We start from the raw sequence: 20,138 nt of genomic DNA, 5'->3' as shown, positions 1-20,138 counted from the left end.
TTTTTGTTTTAGTTATTAAATCTTTTAAAATATTCATCAATTTCATTATGTAACTCTATACCTACGCGTTCAAAACAATCTAACAAACCTTGATAGGCATTCTCTCCTGCGAGAAAATCCCAAAACTCTTGAGCTACTTTTAGCTCGTTATCTAAATCTAACATTCCCGCCATCGTCCAGCGCGAATAAGGTTTAGGCTCATACGGATTATAAGGTATAGCAATAAGGGTATGTATTTTTCTGTTAGGGTTTTCAGCCAATACACAGCCTACCCATTCTAATAAAGTGCGTTTAAACTCTTTAAAACCCCCTTTGTTAGGTTTAGCTGTTTTAATGTCAAACAAGAAAAGTTCATCTGAATGACTTTCTAACCACACATCTACTTTGGTAGGCTTTACGGTGTTCATTTTCCCTTCTTGACAAACAGCCCTAATAGCTTCTATTTCTGCTTCCTTATTAGGGTTACCATTTACGGTGAGATTATCCATAATATCTTGAATAACACGTTGCGCTTTTTCACTTATCTTATCACCAGCTACCGCTTGTAGTTTAGCAACTTTAAACCGAGATTCAGCTAATGATTTAGCCACAGGCTCAAAAATACTCGTCCCAAAATTAGTATTCAAAGAATGAATAAACGAAAACAGTGCCATACGATCTTTACCCAATAAACGTGTATGGAAAGGCATCACTGCAGGCTCAGGGTTATAGTGCTGAAACTTTGTTCTAAGACTATGCCTAAGGGTGTTTTCTACATTAGTTATTTGTCGTGGGGTTAGTGCCATTTTCTGTTGTATTATTTAGAACATCATCAATATTCTCTGTAAAAACTTGTTCAAAGTTTTCAAATACAGGGGTTGTTCTTCCTCTAGGTAACTTTTCAACAGCTTTATACAATATTTTCTCTTTTGCTTTTGTTGATAAATCTAAGAATTGAGAATAATTATCAGTTATTTTTTTTATTATAAAACTAAATAAATTATTAAACTTAGTAGCATCGTTATAAAGAATTTTATTTAAATTGCAAAGAATAGTTTTTGAAACTTCCTCAACACTTCTAATATCTTCCTCATCTTGATCAGAAACCTTATTTCTTATAAATTCTTCCAATTTTCCTGTTTCTATTCCTTTGTTTAGAAATTTGTACATAAGGTATAGAATGTGATATTTTAGTCTTGCAAATTCTAAATTATCATCTTCTATTTTTTCTTCAATGAATTTTAATAAAACAGTTGCTCTAATATAAATATCTATTAAAATTTCATCAAAAATATATTCAATATATTTAGCGGTAGTCTTATCAAAGTACCCTGAAACTTTATTAGGTATTAACATTATAGTTGAAAAAGAAGCTCTTAGAATATCATCTATTTGCACAATAAAATCAACATCAAAACTATCTTCTTGAGTCTTTTGTCTTTTATACAAAAACTGTTTATCAAACAAAGTTAACTTACTAAATTTACTCTCTAACTCTTTTTGAATTTCAGTTATAGAGATCAAATCTTGAATGTCTACTCCATTTTGATTATTTGTTCTTATAGTTATATTATTATAATCTTCTTCACTCTCTGTTTGTATAATTCGTACAGGTATTTTTATATCTTCTATAGGTAAAGAAGGTGTTGAACTTGCAACGTTGTATATACTATTAGCTGTTTGACAACCATTAACAATGTTTACAGGTTTTATGCTGTAGTTTTTAGAATTATCCTTGTTAATAGAAAGCGTTGTAATTGTCAAGCCATTGTTATAATAATGGAATTTATGAGATTCTTCCTTCAAAGTTTTTTCAATCCCCCTATTTACAGAAGTTTCATTTCCTAGATATAAACGAATGTTATTTTTAAAAACATCTGTGTATAATGTTCTTTTTTCTTCAGCAATGATAGGAGCTATACAATCTAATAGTTCTTTAGCTGTGATGTATCCTATTAAATAATTATCTCCAATTTCTTTAATATTATTTTTACTAACATTCAATTCATATTCATTTGAATTAACTTTTTGATACACAGAATTTAGAAAATCATAACCTCTTACATCAAAAACAATATTTTCTTGGTCAAACCACCTTTTGAGTTGCCCTATTTTCCCATTGATATTTGTCTCCCAATCTTTTTTTAGTTTATCAATATTTTGAGCATCTTTTATGGTATAGAAAATAATTTCTATTTTATGGGTGAATTTTTTAAGTATCTCATCGCTTTCATCAGTAATAGAATCTATAAATTCTTGTACCTTAATCAATAAAGGTTGAGATTTATCGAAAGCATCACCATTCCATATTTTATAAGGAATCTCAAATAAATGTAATACCTGATTCCATTCTATATTTTCTACCTTTTTTGCTTGGATAAAATGGAATGTTATTGATTTCACTTCATTTTTAGGATCTTTAATATATGATATAATTTCATCAACATCATCATTCAATGAATATATTTTTTGAAAATTATTTATAGATATAAAAAAAAGCATCTCCTCCTTCTGAAGAGCCTAATCCAATCTTTTTACCTATTTTACTATCTGAATTAAGAAAAATACTTGAATAGAAACAAATATGCATTGAGTTAACAAACCATTCAAAGTGTTTTGAAGCATCTTTTTTTCTATCTTTGCTATCAAAATTTTCATTAATGAATTTTTCGATATTTTTGTCAATAATACTCTTTTTAGATTTTGCCATAACTCTTTTTTACTTTTCTTTCAAATGAAATATAATCTCAGCATACGCATTTTTGTCTTTTTCGGTACGGTTGAGCACAGGGCGTTTGTATTGATTTACAATACGCATTCCTGCTCGCTCAGCTATTTCAGGGTATAAGCCATATTTGTCGTTGGCTACTAAAAACACATCGTAATCATCGGCTAAAAAGCGTTTGCTATTGGTAAGTACCTCAGCAATACCCGCTACATACATACGTTTGGCTTCCTGCCCTTGTCCTTTGTAAAGGGGACCTATCTCTTTATCATCATTGCGCTCAAAACCAAAAAGGTCGTAAGCATAAGCGTGTTGCTCGTGATAATCAATCAGCCCTACATAAGGAGGTGATGAGAAAATACCTTTTATCTTCTGCTTTCTTGCTAAAGCGGCAAACTCAGGGTTCTTATGCTCTAATGCCTCAAAGATGTCAATAGTACGACTATCGCCCTGTAAACACTTCTGGTAGGTATTCGTACGCAATTCTTTAAATTGTTGCAAACGCTTGATAGTGTCTTTAGTGTAGGTCTCCCACCATTTCAATATAGAAAATAGAGGCTTACATACCTTGCCGTGTTTAGCACAATAGTAGGTAGTAGTTACTGGCTCTATTAGGGTTGCTAAATCGGCGTGAGTAGTGGCACGACAACTGCGAATGGTACGGCTCAATATGAGGGTAACAATACGCTTGGTAGTGGGATTAGCTATCTGTTTAATAAGGTTAAACACAAAATCTATCTCCTCACGTACGTGCTGTATATACCACTTGTCTAAAAACGTATCGGCTTTGGCTTGTTTTAGTTGAATGTGGTACTTTTCTATGAGACCCTGATAAATAGGTAAAAACTGTTGCTCTTTCTCAGCGCCATATACTTTGCCGTCTATCTCTTTGCGTTGTAAGCGGTATTTATAGTCGGGTACAGGGAAGAACTCTTTATTGAAATTATTGAGTGCTTCGGTAAGTTCAGCATCAAAGGCAAGTATGTGTTTTTCTGCTAAAAACTCCTTTAAAGCTTGGGTAATGCGCTGTGTTTCATCATACACATCTACCAAATCATAATGTCCTACCTTAGCATTGCTTATGAGCGCATTGAAAGCTGACACATCTATCCCTATAGCGTGCATTCCTAATTCTGAGGCTTGCACCATAGTAGTACCACTACCCGAAAAAGGGTCGAGGACTATATCACCTGCTTTAAAGAATACTTCTTTTTTAAAAGCATCAGTATGCCCATCTAAAAAGTATTCTACTAACTGCGGAATAAACTTACCTTTATAAGGGTGCAAGCGGTGTACGTGTTTAGTAGTTTCTGCTTCTTTATATTGCTCAAACGACAGACTCCAGTTGAGGTCATCGCCTAATTTCTCTTTCCACTGTGAGGCGCGATTTCCACCCAAAGCATCGTAATAGGCTTTAAGTTCCTCTTTAGCGATTTGGGTGATGCCATTGCTTTCAAACTTCTTTACTTTACCATACTGTACTAAATAGGAGATATTTGAGGAAGTAACATTCTTCCCCATATATTCCGTTGCCCACAATGAGGCTTGTTGCAATGTAAAGTATTGATTTGTATTTAGCATATTTTTCTAATCCGATGGATATTACTATCTTTCTGTCTGTCCTGCCGCGACCTACAATTACACTGTTTTCTTTATCAATTCTGTGATAAACGCTATTTGCTCGTCGTCAAGCTCGGTGTGCATAGGCAGAGAGATGACTTCTTGTACTAATTTATTGGTAACGCCAAAATCAGCTTCGTTATAAGAACTGCGAGTATAGGCTTTTTGGGCGTGCAATGGTATAGGGTAGTAAATACCAAAAGGCACTCCACTTTCACCAAAAACCTTAGCGAGTTCATCGCGTTTGCCATTAGTGATGCGGAGGGTATATTGGTGGAATACGTGGTCGTAACCTTTGGCGATTACAGGAGTAATGATATGAGGATTGCCTTTCAGTGCTTCTGTATATTTGCGAGCGGCTTCACGGCGACGGGTGTTATAATCGTTTAGGTGAGGAAGTTTGGCGCGCAACACAGCCGCTTGTAGAGAGTCGAGGCGTGAGTTTACGCCTACTACATCGTGGTGATAACGCACATACATACCGTGATTTACGATACCACGAAGGGTGTAAGCGAGGTCGTCGTCGTTAGTGAAGATAGCCCCTCCGTCGCCGTAGCAACCGAGGTTCTTAGAAGGGAAGAAAGAAGTTGCCCCTACGTGACCGATAGTGCCTACTTTTTGTTTGCGACCATCGGCAAAAGTATAATCAGCACCAATGGCTTGCGCGTTGTCTTCAATCACGAAGAGGTTGTGTTTTTTAGCCAAAGCCATTACGGCTTCCATATTAGCTGGCTGACCGAACAAATGCACTGGAACGATGGCTTTCGTGCGAGGAGTAATCGCTTTTTCAATAGCCTCGATGTTGATGTTGAAAGTATCATCGTATACATCTACGAGTACGGGGGTGAGTTTCAGTAAGGCAATCACTTCCACAGTTGCAGCGAAGGTAAAATCGGCAGTGATGACCTCATCGCCTTCTTTGAGTCCGAGTCCCATCATTGCGATTTGGAGGGCATCAGTACCGTTGGCGCAAGGGATGACGTGTTTCACGCCCATATAGTTTTCCAATCCTTTTTGGAAGGCTTGTACTTGAGGTCCGTTGATAAAAGCAGTGGTGCTGAGTACTTCCTCAAAAGAAGCTTGTATTTCATTTTTAATTCTTTCATACTGACCTTGAAGGTCAACCATTTGTATTTTTCTCATATATTGAATATTTTTAGTCATTATAATTACAGACGGCAAAGGTACAAAGTAATTGCTAAATTAGCAAATTTTAGTTATTGATTGTTAGCCACTTCCAAATAGCCCGATATTCTTAGGTTTTCTTATGAAAAAATCGAAAACTTAAATTGTTAATAAACAATACTTTAAAATTTTTATCCAAAAATAAACTCTCAAAAAAATTGGAAAATAAAATAATTATATCTACTTTTGTCCTTTCAAACAGAAAATATTAGTTATATACCTTATTTTAATAAAAATAAATGAGAACAATACAATTTAGAGAAGCCATTTGCGAAGCAATGAGCGAAGAAATGCGTCGCGATGAGTCTATTTATTTGATGGGTGAAGAGGTTGCCGAATACAACGGTGCTTACAAAGCCTCTAAAGGAATGCTCGATGAGTTTGGGCCTAAACGTATAATTGATACTCCTATCGCCGAAGGCGGTTTTGCTGGTATCTCAGTAGGTGCTGCTATGAATGGCAACCGCCCTATCGTTGAGTTTATGACCTTCAACTTTTCGTTGGTAGCTATCGACCAAATCATCAACAACGCCGCTAAAATGCGCCAGATGTCAGGAGGTCAATTCAATATTCCTATCGTATTCCGCGGTCCTACCGCTTCTGCTGGTCAGCTTGCTGCTACTCACTCTCAAGCCTTTGAGAACTGGTACGCTAACTGTCCTGGTTTGAAAGTAGTAGTGCCTTCAACTCCTTACGATGCTAAAGGATTACTCAAATCAGCTATCCGCGATAACGACCCTGTAATCTTTATGGAGTCTGAGCAAATGTATGGTGATAAAGGTGAAGTGCCTGAAGAAGAATACACTATTCCTTTAGGTGTTGCCGATATCAAACGCGCTGGTAAAGATGTAACTGTTGTATCTTTCGGTAAAATCATCAAAGAAGCTCACAAAGCTGCCGATATTTTAGCTCAAGAAGGCATTGAATGTGAAATTATCGACTTGCGTACCGTGCGTCCACTCGATTTTGATACTGTATTCGCATCAGTGAAAAAAACAAACCGCTTAGTAATTTTAGAAGAGGCTTGGCCATTTAGCAGTGTTTCTTCAGAAATTACTTACCAAGTACAAGAACACCTCTTCGATTATCTCGATGCTCCTGTACAACGTATTACTACCACCGATACTCCTGCGCCATTCTCTTCAGAATTGCTTAAAGAGTTTTTGCCTAACGCCGAAGATGTAGTAAAAGCTGTAAAAAAAGTACTTTATAAATAAGAATTTGCTATCATTTTTATTTTTTAAAAGTTATATTTTATTTTTTTAGTCTTCACGATTTCCTTTTTCGTGAAGACTTTTTTGTACTCTACCTCCGTTAAAGTTTTGTTAAACTCTTGTATTTACAATGTTAAACTTCTGATAACTTAAAATAAGAGTTTTTAACACATTTCCACTACCAAAATACTAATAAACCATTAAAAATTAAGTCCAAAACTTTTTTCATTAACATAGTTATTATGTTAAACTATAAAATCAGATATTTGTCTCTCTAGATAGAGTTTGTCTATTTTGAAGTTTTTTTACTACTTTTGTACAAAATAGAAGAGAGAAAACAAAAATGCCATTGATTAAAACATTTGATATTGATGTAAAGACTAAACTTTACTTATGGGATGTTGAGGAGAAACTCACTGATTTACAGCAAGCGGTCGTACTCACACCCCAACAGCAAGAGAGTTTGGATGCCATTCGCAATGAGAAAGGTAAAAAGAACTTCCTTGCTACACGCTTATTGCTCAAAAATATTGGGTATACACCTACAGCTTTGTTTTACGATCCTAACGGAAAACCATTCCTTAGCGATGGAAAACAAATTTCTATCAGTCATTCTTTCAATAAAGTAGCAGTGATTATTAGCGATAGAAAAGTAGGGGTAGATATAGAGAAAAAGCGTGATAAAATAGTAGCTATCGCACATAAGTTCACCCAATGGAACTTTAGGGCAGCCTCCTTCTCTTTAGAAAGTATCATACAAAAACTCACAATGACTTGGTGCGCTAAAGAAGTAGGTTTTAAAATTCACGGCAACCCCGAACTCACCCTCAACGATGTGAAAGTACGCGATTTCTTCCCTACTGATAGCTCTACCGAGATACTCGTAGGGCGTGGTAAATACGAAGTCAATTTCATTTTTATAGAGGATTACGTTTTAGGCTATTGCCATAGTATCAAGTAACAGTTAACAAGTAACAAGTAATAAAAAAAGCAGCTCTTTTTGAGCTGCTTTTTTTGTTTATTAAAACATTTTTCGATTACCCCATCCTTATAAATTTACACGCAACTAAAAATATTTTCATAATTATTTTTGTGTTATCTAAAAAAATACTACTTTTGCCCCGAAAATTAATAATTAACACTATATGAAAACTTTGTTAACAGCTATTACTATAGCTTTCAGTACTTTATGTTTCGCCCAAAACGGAACTATCAAAGGTACTATTACAGTGGATAATGAACCTTTAGAAGCTGTAACTGTCCAATTAGAAAGTAAATCTTTAAAAAAATGGACAACTTCCGACCGCAATGGTCATTATTCTATTTCCTTACCTGCTGGTGAATACCGACTAAAAATTCGTTCCTTAGGGTATATACCTTATGATGATAAGGTGGTTATCACCGAAGAGGAAACCCTCTCTCAAGATGTTGCTCTTAAAGAAGATGTGCTCGGTATAGACGAGGTAGTGATTACCGCTACCAAAACTAAAGAAAACCGCAAAGATGCTCCTGTGCTTGTGAGCGTTACTACCCATCGCGAATTGGCAAACGTGAAAGCTCATACCCTAATGGAAGGTCTGGTATTCCAACCGGGCTTGCGTACCGAAGTAAACTGCCAGAACTGTGGTACTTCGCAAGTGCGCATCAATGGGTTAGAGGGTGCTTATTCTCAAATCCTCATCGATAGCCGTCCTATTTTTGGCTCGCTCAATGGTGTGTATGGCTTAGACCAAATCCCTGCCAATATGATTGAGCGTATAGAGGTAATCCGTGGAGGTGGTTCAGCGCTTTTTGGCTCTAATGCCATTGCCGGTACTATCAACGTGATTACTAAAAACCCTACCAAAAACGAGGCACAAGCAAGTATCGTGAGCAACCTCATAGGTGGTAAATCGGGCGATGTGGTGAGCTCTTTCAACGGTTCACTTGTGAGTGAAAACTATATGCGTGGTATCTCTTTCCACGCTATGCAACGCTCACGTCAGTCTTACGACGATAATGGCGATGATTTTACCGAAATTACTCGTTTGCGCAACCTCAATGCGGGTGCAAAACTCTTCAACGATTTCTCCGATCGCCACAAACTTACTGCCGAACTAAACGTGAGCAACGAAAACCGTCGTGGAGGTAATAAACTCGATGAGCCTGAACACCTCGCTGACCTTGCCGAGAGCATTCGCACTCAAATGCTTGGAGGGAATGCCTCTTTCGAGTATTTCTCACCTGCTTATAATCATAAGTTCACCGCCTATACCAGTGCCGAACGCACTCGCGCTGATAATTACTATGGCAGTTTCGATGGTACCGACATCGTAGCCTCTTCTGGCAACTATGGGGTTACCAAAGAAAATATTTGGTTACTTGGCGGACAGCATACGGCTTATGTGCCTACTGCCAAAGGTAATTTGCAATGGACATCTGGTGCCGAATATCAATATGACAAAATAGCCGAAAAGCGTCAGAATCCTAACGTGCTTGCCGTAAACCAAAAAGCGAATACATTTGGTCTCTTCACTCAAGCCGATTGGCGTATTTCGCCTAAAGTAAAACTCCTTGGTGGGGTGCGTTTAGACAATGTAAATTCCGATATAATGAAGAAAAGTGTTACTGCCCTCAACCCTCGTGCGAGTGTGCTCTACAATATCGATGAAAACTTTATCGCTCGGGGTTCGTATTCACGTGGTTTTAGAGCGCCTTTCTTCTATTCAGAAGATGTACACAGCGAACTGCAAGGGGGTGAAGCACGCCGTGTGAAACTCGCCGATGATCTTAAAAAAGAAACTTCCGATAGCTTTACCGCTTCTTTTGAATACAATCACACTCACGATACTCACCAGTTTGTAGTGATGCTCGAAGGTTTTTACACAGCTTTGCACGACCGCTTTACTTATGAAGATGCTGGCGAAGAAAACGGTTTGCCTATCCGTGAGAAACGCAATTCCGATGGCGCCGTAGTGAAAGGGGTGAATTTGGAAGTGAAGTACAGCCCCAATCCCAAATTTATGGTACAACTTGCCACCACTATCCAAAGTTCTAAATACAACAGTGTGCAAAACCCCGAAGAAAACGTCTATACCGATGAAATTCTCCGCACGCCAAGTGTGTACGGCAACCTGATGGCAACCTATAAACCACGCCCTAATTGGGATATCAACCTTGTAACCGTATATACAGGTAGTATGAAAACCACTCACTTGAAAGGCTATATCCCCGATACGCGTTTGGAGACCACTCCCGCGATGTGGGACGTAGGCGTGAACACCGCTTATGAGTTTAAATTCCAAACTTTCTTCCCCTTAGAAGTAAGTTGTGGTATCAAAAACCTTTTTAACCAATATCAAAAAGATTTCGATAAAGGTGCTGAACGCGATGCCGATTACATCTATGGTCCTTCGCTACCTCGCACCGTGTTTGTAGGTTTGAAAGTTAAAATTTAATATCCATATTAACTTTGCAAAGTTTGCCCCAAAATTGAAACTACTTTTATAATCTATTTTAAATAAAGAAGATACAGGAATTACAAGAAGATTAGGTAATGATTTAGTAATAGCTCTTATTTCATTTGATTATACCTATTTTCTCAGTAACTTCTAGGTGAAAAGGTACAACATCTTGACAATATAACCAAAAAAATTTACCTTTGCACCCGCAGACGTGCGTTGCTGCACGTCTGCGTGGAGCTGGTAATGTGTCAGATGTATTATTTTTAATTATGTAGTAGAATGCGACAAAATCAAAAAAATTTGTCAGATTGAAAAAAAATGTATCTTTGCTCCCAATATGAGATTTTTCACCTTCATACTTAGCTTATATCTGTTGGCACTCACTGGGCTGCCTTGTACGGATATGCTTGAAGGTGAGGAGTCTTCAGCTTCTTATGAATTTGTAACAGCCCCAACTGGGGAACACTCTCATTTTCATTTGGATAGCTGTTCACCTTTCTGCATTTGCACTTGCTGCCAAATGGTAATCAGCACGCCCACTACTTATGAGGCCTTAACCATTGCTCAAGCCACCGCAACCATTCCCTCCTATAGCTATCCCCTGACCGTATGGTCTTCGAACTACTATGGGAATATCTGGACTCCTCCCAAGATATAGTCTTTTCTTTCTTCATCTCAAGTGATTGTTCATTAGTCATCTCACCCATCATTAGTCATTAACTAATCATTAATTCTTATTAGAAATGTTAGACAAAATCATACTATTTAGCATCAAAAATAAGCTATTTGTAGGATTCATGACCCTTATGCTTATTTTTTGGGGCGTATGGAGTGCTACAAGGCTCCCCATTGATGCCGTTCCAGATATTACTAACAACCAAGTACAAATCATCACCTCTACCCCTACTTTGGCCTCACAAGAGGTAGAGCAACTGGTTACTTTCCCTATTGAGCAAGCCATCGCCAATATTCCTGGGCTGGAGGAAACACGCAGTATTTCCCGCTTTGGCCTCTCGGTCATCACAGCCGTCTTTAGCGAGGATATGGACATCTACTTTGCCCGCCAGCTAGTCAATGAAAAGCTCAAGGAGGCACAGGAGCAAATCCCTCAAGGCATAGGCTCGCCCGAACTCTCACCCGTGAGTACCGGACTGGGGGAGGTATATCAGTATATCATTCGCCCTACGGAACAGAGCAAAAACAAATATTCCGCCAAAGACCTCCGCACCATGCAGGACTGGATCGTGGCTCGCCAACTCTATGGTACCAAAGGAATAGCCGAAATCAACAGCTTTGGAGGCGAACTCAAGCAGTATGAGGTGGTTATAGACCCCGATCGCCTCCGTGCCATGGGGGTGAGTGTCAGTGATATTTTCACTGCTTTGGAGCAGAACAACCAAAATACAGGAGGTGCCTATATCGACAAGCGCCCCAATGCCTACTTTATCCGAGGAATAGGCATGGCTCGCTCCCTTGAAGACATAGGCAATATAGCCGTAGGCAAGCACACCCCTCCCCTCTTTATCAAGCATGTAGCCGAGGTACGCTTGGGCAGTGCCCTCCGCTATGGTGCCCTTAGCTATAATGGCGAGGTGGATGCCGTAGGTGGGGTAGTGATGATGCTCAAGGGCGAAAACAGCCACGAGGTAGTCAGTCGTATCAAAGAAAAACTGCCCACCATACAGCAATCCCTACCTGAAGATGTAGTGATAGAGCCATTCTTAGACCGCACGGACTTGGTACAACGCGCCATCCATACAGTAGAGAAAAACCTCTTAGAGGGGGCGCTGATTGTCATCTTCATCTTAGTACTTTTCTTAGGGAACCTGCGTGCCGGACTGATTGTTGCCACGGCCATTCCGCTCTCCTTGCTCTTTGCCTTAGGAATGATGAACCTCTTTGGAGTAAGTGCCAACCTGATGAGCTTGGGAGCGATAGATTTCGGAATTATCGTAGATGGATCGGTTATCGTGGTAGAAGCAGTGATGCACCACTTGGCGATCCGAAAGAACCACCAACGACTTACCCAAGCACAAATGGATGAGGAGGTATTCCATTCCGCTTCCAAAATACGCAGTAGTGCCGCCTTCGGAGAGATTATCATCCTGATGGTGTATATTCCCATTCTTACCTTGGTAGGAGTAGAGGGCAAGATGTTCCGCCCTATGGCACAAACCGTCGTCTTTGCTATTTTGGGTGCCCTGATCCTTTCCCTGACTTATATCCCTGCCATGAGCGCTTTGCTCCTACCTAAAACAGTAAGTGACAAGCGCAGTTTTGCCGAGCGAATGATAAGCTGGCTCTACCGTCACTACCAACCGCTCTTTGTCCGTTCTATCCGCCTTAGGGGATGGATAATAGGCAGTACCGTGGTACTGTTCGTTCTTGCGGTAGGCATTTTCAGCCGTATGGGAGGTGAGTTTATTCCACAACTACAAGAAGGCGATTTTGTTTTTGAATGTATTCTGCCACCGGGCACTTCCCTGAAGCAGAGCTTGGAGACTTCCATGCAGGCCTCTCGCCTGATTCGTGAGTTCGACGAGGTGAAAATGGTGATAGGCAAAACAGGTTCTGCCGAAATACCTACCGACCCTATGCCGCTGGAAGCCTCCGATATTGTGATCGTACTCAAGAGCCAAGACCAATGGAAAAGTGGTCGCTCCTATGAGGAATTAGGAGATGCCATCATTGAGCGGCTCAAGGATATTCCTGGGGTCTTCTTTGAGAAAAGCCAGCCTATACAAATGCATTTCAACGAATTGATGACAGGTGTCAGACAGGATGTAACGATAAAAATCTTTGGAGAAAACATGGATACCCTCGCCCACTACGCCCAAAGAGTAAGCCAACTTATCCAGAAAACAGAAGGTGCTACCGCCCCACAGGTCGAAAAAGTAAGCGGACTTCCGCAAATCAATGTTACTTACGATCGGGTACGCTTGGCCAACTACGGACTTTCGGTGCAAGAGGTCAATGAGGTACTCAGTACCGCCTTTGCTGGTAAGAAGGCTGGGGTTGTCTTCGAGAACGAACGAAGGTTCGACCTTGTAGTACGCCTCGATAGCCTCCATCGTACCGGAATTGACGATGTACAGCATATGATGGTAGCTACCGAAAATGGGCAGGTGCCGATGAGCCAATTGGCCACTATCAAATATGAATTAGGCCCCGCACAAGTAAGCCGTGAAGCAGGCAAGCGCCGTATCGTCATTGGCTTCAACGTGCAAGGGCGCGATGTGCAGAGTGTGGTGAGTGATATAGAACAAAAATTAAAGGGCGTAAAGCTCCCTACGGGCTATTACTTTACCTATGGCGGTCAGTTTGAGAACCTACAACAAGCCACCGACCGACTGCTCATAGCCGTGCCTGTAGCCCTACTTTTAATATTTTTCTTGTTATACCTTGCTTTCCACTCTATAAAACAATCATTGCTCATCTTTAGCGCTATCCCGATGAGTGCCATTGGGGGCGTATTTGCCTTGCTTCTTCGGGGAATGCCTTTTAGTATTAGTGCGGGTATTGGTTTTATCGCGCTCTTTGGGGTAGCAGTGCTCAACGGTATAGTGCTTATTGGCACTTTCAACCAGCTGAAAAAAGAAGGAATGACCAACCTTTTGCATCGCGTGATTACGGGTACCGAAATGCGTTTACGCCCTGTGCTAATGACGGCTATGGTGGCGAGCTTAGGTTTCCTACCTATGGCACTCAGTCAAGGAGCAGGAGCAGAAGTACAACGCCCCTTAGCTACAGTAGTTATTGGGGGGTTAGTATCGGCTACCTTCCTCACCCTCTTCGTGCTTCCGTTGCTTTACATCGCTTTCAATAGTACCTTTTCTTGGCGCCGTCCTTCAGCTAAAGTACTCACGATAGCCCTATTGCTTATCAGTCCTATAGCGCTACACGCTCAGCAGTCTTACTCGCTACAAGAAATAGAGCAAATAGCCCTTAAGAACAATGGAGTGATTAAGGCAGCACAACTCAAGCTACAAGGAGCAAGTGCTAAAGAGCGAACCTCTTTTGAATTGGCTAAAACAGACTTTACAGGGCAATACGGGCAGTACAGCAGTGCTGAAAAAGACCTTTCAGTAGGTGTATCACAATCTATTCCTTTGCCTACAGTATTTGCTGCTCGCAAAAAGCTCTATCAAGCAGAGACACAATTACAACAAGGGCAATTAGCCCTTCAGCAGAATGAACTGAAGCGGCAAGTGCGCAACGCATATCAGCAATTGCAATATTTGACTTTTAAAGAGGAACAGCTCTTGCAGCTTGATAGTCTCTACAATAATTTTATTCGCATTGCTGAAGTACGCTATAAAGCAGGGGATACCAAGAAGATAGATATTAACACTGCCCAAGTGAAGAAAGGAGAAATAAGTTTGTTACTTCAACAGAACAAAACTATACAACAAGCTACCTATCGCAACTTGCGTACGTTAATGCAAACAGAAGAAGCATTTACCATTACCAAGTCGCCCGTGTATGAGCCTTTGTTACTCAGTGAGCCTTCGGATGTACAACTCTCTCAGCACCCTTTGGTACAACTCAGCTATCAAGAAGCAAACATAGCTGAGCACAACAAACGTCTAGAGCGTGCCCAAGCCCTGCCCGACCTTACATTGGGCTATACCAATCAGTCTCTTATAGGAATGCAAACCATTGGAGGGGTAGAGACCTATACTGATAGAAGTAAACGTTTTCACTTTGCCACCATAGGGCTTTCAGTTCCTATTTTTACCGCTACCCGTGCCAAGGTGAAAGCTTATAAATATCAGAAAGAAGCAGCTATAGAAGCAGCTCAACAAACAGAAAAACAGCTTAAAACTCAATGGATAAATCTGCAAGAGGAATACCAACTGAATTTGCAAAAATATCAGTTTTACAAACAAGAAGCGCTACCTGAAGCCGAGCGCATTATCCGAGCCAATCAGTTAGGGTATAGCGCAGGTGAAATAAGCTATGTGGAGTACCTTTACACCCTACAGACAGCCGTAGATACCCGCTTGGCATACCTTGAGAGTATCGAGGCGCTTAATCAAAAAGTAATAGAAATACAATCCCTTTTAAACCAGTAAAACAAATGAAAAAATATGGTATAAAAATCGCTTTTATCCTTATAGGAATTAGTCTATCGGCCTGCAATGGCACTCCTACAACTACCAATAATCAAAAGCTCGAAGAGCGCGAAGAACACCACGAAGAAGAAGGCAACCTCACCACCCTTACCCAAGCTCAAATCCAAACTGTAGATATTCGTTTGGGACATATAGAAGAAAAAGCTCTTGCCGCTACCCTCAAAGCCAATGGAATACTGAGCGTGCCTGCCGACCATCAGGCGAAGGTATCGACTGTATATGCGGGGATTATCAAGAGCGTAAAGGTAGAGATAGGCAGTTATGTGCAAAAAGGGCAAGTAATCGCTACTGTTTCTAACCCAGAATTCTTGCAACAACAACAGCGCTTGCTCACCGTTAATGGTCAGATAGAACTTGCTAAACAAGAACTTGACCGTCAGCAAACCCTCTATGAAGGGAATGCTGGTACTGGTAAGAACCTACAAGCCGCTACTACTCAGCTACGCACTCTCCGTACCGAAAAAGCTTCGCTTGAAGAACAAATACGCCTAATGGGCTTAAACCCTCAAACACTCACCGATAAGGGAATGCAATCTACTTTGGCGATAGTGGCTCCTATTAGTGGGAATATCAGTGCGGTATATACTAACAAAGGGGCTTATATAGATGCCTCCACCCCTATTGTGGAAATCATCGACAACAGTTCGCTACACCTGCACTTGCAAGTGTATGAGCGTGACTTGCCTTACATTAAGGTAGGACAACAAGTGCACTTCAACCCTACCAATAACACCTCTCGCGAATATGATGCCCAAGTGTATAACATTGCGGCTTCGTTTGAAAACGAAAGCAAAAGCATCATTGTACATTGCCACGTAGAGGGTGACAAACAAGGGCTCATCAATGGAATGAATGTAACAGGGGTTATCAGTCTTGACAAACAAACGACCCCTGCTGTACCTAACGAGGCTATCGTAGAGGATGCTGGTAAATCCTACATTTTTCTGGTAACCCAAACTTCGGATAAAGAAACCTCTTTTGAGAAAGTGGAGGTAGTAAAAGGAGCTTCCGAAAGTGGGTATACTGCCATTGCCCCTGTAAAACCTATAGCCCCCGAACAGACTATTGCCACCAAAGGAGCATTCTTTATCAACGCAACCTTAGTAAATGCTGGAAAAGATAGTGATTAGAATTGGTAATGTATCGGATATATTATTAAAATTTTATTACATTAGAAATACAATAAAAATATAAAAGTAAAAAACCACGACTTCGGAGTGTGTTTTAAGCTCCCTGCAAGGGCAAGTGGTTTTGAGGTGCCTACACGCCTAATGCGTGCCTCAAAACACAACTTGCTCTGTTCCGGTGAACAGAAAATTCTCCCTAATGGTCAAATTTTAATTAGCCATAAAAAGAGAAATTAACACTACAAGCGGATAAAGTGATTTAGGGCATATTAGCAATATATTTAATCACTTACTTACAGAGTTATTTACAATTCTATGTAAAGCTATATGTATATTTGTACATTACTTTGCATTCACGCATCAAAGCAAGCAAGTATGTACGAAGGTAAAAATGTAATTAGGTAGCTACATAGTTTGAAATTTTTATTCGACAATGGGAGGAAAAGCGGTATTCGTTTCAAAAAACAATCTGTAAGAAGCGGCATTTTTCTCATATTTGACATTTTTTTTATTCGCTTAAAGGTTGGAATGAGCTGGTTTCGTTTCGAGTGCCATAAAAGGTCTGTGTTTAGCTTCTGCAAGGTTTTTCAAAAAAATACTACCCGCAGGACAACGGACAAGGGCTGGAGATTTTTTGAAAACCCATCGGGCTTGACCTTGCAAGAAGCGTTAAGAACACAAAAATACCTTTGCACTCGAACAACGAACCGCCATTACGTGCCTTAAGTGTTTAAAACAGGGAAAATAGGTAAGTCTTAATAACACTCTTATCTTTGTGAGATAGCTTTTTGTAAGGCAACAAAAAAATCCATTGACACATCTCTTTTTGAAATATTATCAATGGATTTCTAATTTTTAAAAGACACTGAGAAGCTATCCTATCTTTAAATTCTTTAATCGTTCGGCAGCAATTTCCATATCCTTGCTGATTTTCTCATTGGTGATTTTAGCATAAATCTGGGTAGTTTTGATATTCTTATGTCCCATCATCTTGCTAACACTTTCCAAGGGAACCCCTTCTGTTAAGAACAGAGTACCAAAGGTATGGCGTGCCCAGTGAAATGAAATGGGTTTTTCACGAATGATGTTACAATCTTTCATCATCTTTCTGATTAAGAGATTGCAATTAGTGTTGGAGGGTGTAGGAAACAATGCCTCTGTACGAGTCGTACCTTCATATTTTTCAATAATTTTCTCGGCTATATCCAACAGACGTACATTACAGGGCACATCAGATTTCTGACGGCGTTTGATAAGCCATTTGTTGCCGTCAAAGAACGATTGTAAGTGGCTTCTTTTAAGTTGTTTGATATCAATATAAGAGAAGCCTGTAAAGCAACTAAAAACAAATAGGTCTCGTACTAATTCAGCAGAAGCACTCTTAGGGTGATATTGTAAAAGAGTTTCTACTTCCTCTCTAAGCAAATAGCCTCTATCTTTCTCCTCCATAGAACTTATATAATTCTTAAAAGGATTGCGATAGATAATTCCTTTGTCTATGGCTATTTCTACCATTTTACAAAGGGGCATCATATAAACCCATATTGTGTTGTGAGTAAGACTTTTATTAACTCTAAGATAGAAATCAAAATCGTTGATAAAGTCTTCTGTAAGCTCTTTGAAAGAAATATCACTTCTGCGGTATTTATACTGGATAAACTCGCTCAAATGAGTATATACATTCTCATATTTGTTAAGAGTGCTGTAACTTCTAACACCTTTTTCTACCATCAAGGCAAAGCCTTCTTTGAAATTCTCATAGACTTTTAGCAAGGAATCTTCCATTACTCCTATGCCTAGAAAAGTAGCTTTTAGCTTCTGAGCAGTAACCACTCCCTCGTACTTCATCAGTTCCTTGTAATGAGTAATAATACGTGAGCGAATCTCTTCCAGCTTGCGATTAAGTTGGGTAGCTTCTTCTGTTTTACCTGTTACCCTTCCGTACTTCAAATCCCATTTCTGTGGAAGGATTTCAAGTTTGGTACTAAACTGAGCTACCTGATTGTCAATGGTAATACGCCCCATAATAGCAACCTTACCGTTCTTCTTTGGGGCATTCTTTTTAAGGCAAAACAATACCTTAAAGGTTGAGCGTTTTACTTTTTTCATACTCTAATTTTTTAATTTGCGAAAGTACTTTTTATCAAGTTACTGTACAATATGAAAAAAGGTGTAAAACACTGAAATATAACCTATTAATAAAAAATATTTTTCAGTATGGTAGGTAACGATTTAGAAACCTAATTTTGAAAAAACCTATCTAAAACATCTAAGACTCTGTCTTCTCTTATCTTCCTGTCAAAAAATTAATCCTCTTTGTATGAGCTAATTACATTATTTTTTGTAGTTTTGCTTTTTATTCGTAATTTTGCAACAAAAAAGCGACTCATTTTCGAGTCGCTTTTTTCATTATTTGTGTATTGCAAATATTAGTAATTCAACTGATAAGTAGTAGTCATATCACTGTTATAGCTAATTTTAACATCAATATTATCTACTACTTGCGCTCCATTTTCAGTTTTAAGTTTGAAAGTGTGGCGAGCTACTTTATTTACTGTTAAGTCGATAGTTTTACCATTCTTATCTTTCTCCACTTTTATAGGGATAATAATATCAAACACTTTTTCATCACTTTTATCACTTACCAATTGGTATTTTTTGTTCTTCTCAGTACCATTTTGAATGTTAGTGATAAGAGTTGTTAATTTTGTTAAATAATTGGTATCAGTAACAAATCCAAGACCTGTATTACTACCAGCTCTTGCATTTCGGGTTTCGTTGATAGTCTTTACAAAACCATCAGTATCAAAAGTATAAGTATAGTTATAAGTATAATTTAAAACAGTGCCATCTTCTGTTAAAACCATTTTTTGTAACAAGTTCTTAGGAGCCACTCCTTGTATCCAACCTATTCGGAACTCAAAATACTGCATATAGCTACCTACAATATTATCCCCTTCAAAGTTGTACAACAAAAACTTATTTTTGTTCAAGTTGTTGTTATAAGAAAGCTGATTTGCAACCGTGGTAACTTTGCCTCTCCAATTTCTCTTTTCACTAATCTTAGTCAGATTGTCATTTGTCCACTCAAAATCACCTCTAGAACCTTTTGTCAATCGTTGGTTACTGTCGTAAGTTCCTAAACCTAACATATTACCAGCAGCGTTGAGTCCCACTTCTCGATTTTCTATACCTCCTGTATCTTCATTGGGAAAAGTTATTTTCACAGAGTTAGCTCCATAAGTAAATGTTTTTACATTATCACTTTTGCCCTCTTCCTTTGTAGTAATTTTTTTGATTCTTCCTTTTTCATCGTATTCATAAGAAAAGTTCAAAGTTTTTACTACAAATTTTTGACCGTTGAGAGAGGGTTCTAATGCACTGTCAAGAGAAGGGGCAGGAGCACCATCTCTATATTCCACCATAATAAAGTTAGAAACAATCTCCTTTACTTTTTTAGTAGGCAAATAGTCACTTTGGGTAGTAAGGGTAGTAGTACCATTACCGCCATTAGGAGGAGTATCATCGTCTTTACTGCCACAACCTGCGAGCATTGCCATTGCTGCGACACTGAATAAAAATTTTTTCATCGGAATTGATTTTTATAAGAATATGGGGCAAAAGTACGAATAATTTTGCTAATTCTCTAATTATTCACTACATTTGCACCAAAATAATGATTCATTATCAATTGTTAATTGTTAATGAGT

General features: G+C 39.1%; 13 protein-coding genes. 6 read left to right on the top strand and 7 right to left on the bottom strand.

The annotated features are described in order from the left end of the window. Positions 1-8: 8 nt before the first annotated feature. The 5 genes from CGC57_RS06395 to CGC57_RS06375 are packed head-to-tail and all read right to left on the bottom strand — an operon-like array spanning position 9 to position 5,467. Entirely contained in the window at positions 9-785 is a 777-nt protein-coding gene (locus tag CGC57_RS06395) for a TdeIII family type II restriction endonuclease (protein ID WP_095898446.1), read from the bottom strand. Next, on the bottom strand, positions 757-2,436 hold the full coding sequence (locus CGC57_RS06390; RefSeq protein ID WP_157909309.1) for an AIPR family protein: 1,680 nt from the start codon (positions 2,434-2,436) through the stop codon (positions 757-759). The genes CGC57_RS06395 and CGC57_RS06390 overlap by 29 nt, the downstream gene beginning before the upstream one ends. A 19-nt stretch (positions 2,437-2,455) precedes the next feature. Next, positions 2,456-2,689, bottom strand: a complete 234-nt coding sequence (locus CGC57_RS06385; RefSeq protein WP_095898444.1) for a hypothetical protein — start codon at positions 2,687-2,689, stop codon at positions 2,456-2,458. 9 nt (positions 2,690-2,698) lie between these two features. Beyond that, a complete protein-coding gene (locus CGC57_RS06380; RefSeq protein WP_095898443.1) occupies positions 2,699-4,285 on the bottom strand; it encodes a DNA methyltransferase in 1,587 nt (528 codons plus the stop codon). A gap of 57 nt (positions 4,286-4,342) precedes the next feature. Continuing rightward, entirely contained in the window at positions 4,343-5,467 is a 1,125-nt protein-coding gene (locus CGC57_RS06375; protein ID WP_095899472.1) for a DegT/DnrJ/EryC1/StrS family aminotransferase, read from the bottom strand. Positions 5,468-5,748: 281 nt separating this feature from the next. On the opposite strand from CGC57_RS06375, the gene CGC57_RS06370 reads away from it, so the two are divergent. From CGC57_RS06370 to CGC57_RS06340, 6 genes are all read left to right on the top strand, one after another. Beyond that, complete coding sequence (locus CGC57_RS06370) at positions 5,749-6,726, top strand: pyruvate dehydrogenase complex E1 component subunit beta (RefSeq protein WP_095898442.1); 978 nt, start codon at positions 5,749-5,751, stop codon at positions 6,724-6,726. A gap of 340 nt (positions 6,727-7,066) precedes the next feature. Further along, positions 7,067-7,684, top strand: a complete 618-nt coding sequence (locus CGC57_RS06365) for a 4'-phosphopantetheinyl transferase family protein (protein WP_095898441.1) — start codon at positions 7,067-7,069, stop codon at positions 7,682-7,684. 184 nt (positions 7,685-7,868) lie between these two features. Continuing rightward, on the top strand, positions 7,869-10,160 hold the full coding sequence (locus tag CGC57_RS06360; protein ID WP_095898440.1) for a TonB-dependent receptor: 2,292 nt from the start codon (positions 7,869-7,871) through the stop codon (positions 10,158-10,160). A gap of 343 nt (positions 10,161-10,503) precedes the next feature. Further along, positions 10,504-10,824, top strand: a complete 321-nt coding sequence (locus tag CGC57_RS13135; protein ID WP_009411032.1) for a DUF6660 family protein — start codon at positions 10,504-10,506, stop codon at positions 10,822-10,824. A gap of 85 nt (positions 10,825-10,909) precedes the next feature. Then, positions 10,910-15,241 carry a CusA/CzcA family heavy metal efflux RND transporter gene (locus tag CGC57_RS06345; RefSeq protein WP_009745500.1) on the top strand — a complete coding sequence of 1,444 codons (4,332 nt, stop codon included), beginning with the start codon at positions 10,910-10,912 and terminating at the stop codon, positions 15,239-15,241. A 5-nt stretch (positions 15,242-15,246) separates the two neighbouring features. Next, positions 15,247-16,431, top strand: coding sequence for an efflux RND transporter periplasmic adaptor subunit (locus CGC57_RS06340; RefSeq protein WP_095898439.1), 1,185 nt, complete (start codon positions 15,247-15,249; stop codon positions 16,429-16,431). Positions 16,432-17,301: 870 nt separating this feature from the next. On the opposite strand, the gene CGC57_RS06335 is transcribed toward CGC57_RS06340, so the two are convergent. Both CGC57_RS06335 and CGC57_RS06330 read right to left on the bottom strand, forming a co-directional pair. Next, positions 17,302-18,537 (bottom strand): site-specific integrase, encoded by a 1,236-nt coding sequence (locus CGC57_RS06335; protein WP_095898438.1) that lies wholly within the window; start codon positions 18,535-18,537, stop codon positions 17,302-17,304. A gap of 320 nt (positions 18,538-18,857) precedes the next feature. Further along, on the bottom strand, positions 18,858-20,018 hold the full coding sequence (locus CGC57_RS06330) for a DUF4595 domain-containing protein (protein WP_095898437.1): 1,161 nt from the start codon (positions 20,016-20,018) through the stop codon (positions 18,858-18,860). Between the last annotated feature and the right edge of the window lie 120 nt (positions 20,019-20,138).

Origin of the sequence: Capnocytophaga sputigena, assembly GCF_002302495.1 — a bacterium.
Lineage (GTDB): Bacteria > Bacteroidota > Bacteroidia > Flavobacteriales > Flavobacteriaceae > Capnocytophaga > Capnocytophaga sputigena.
Note: the sequence above shows the minus strand (reverse complement) of the source record. Positions and strands in the feature narration are given on the sequence as shown.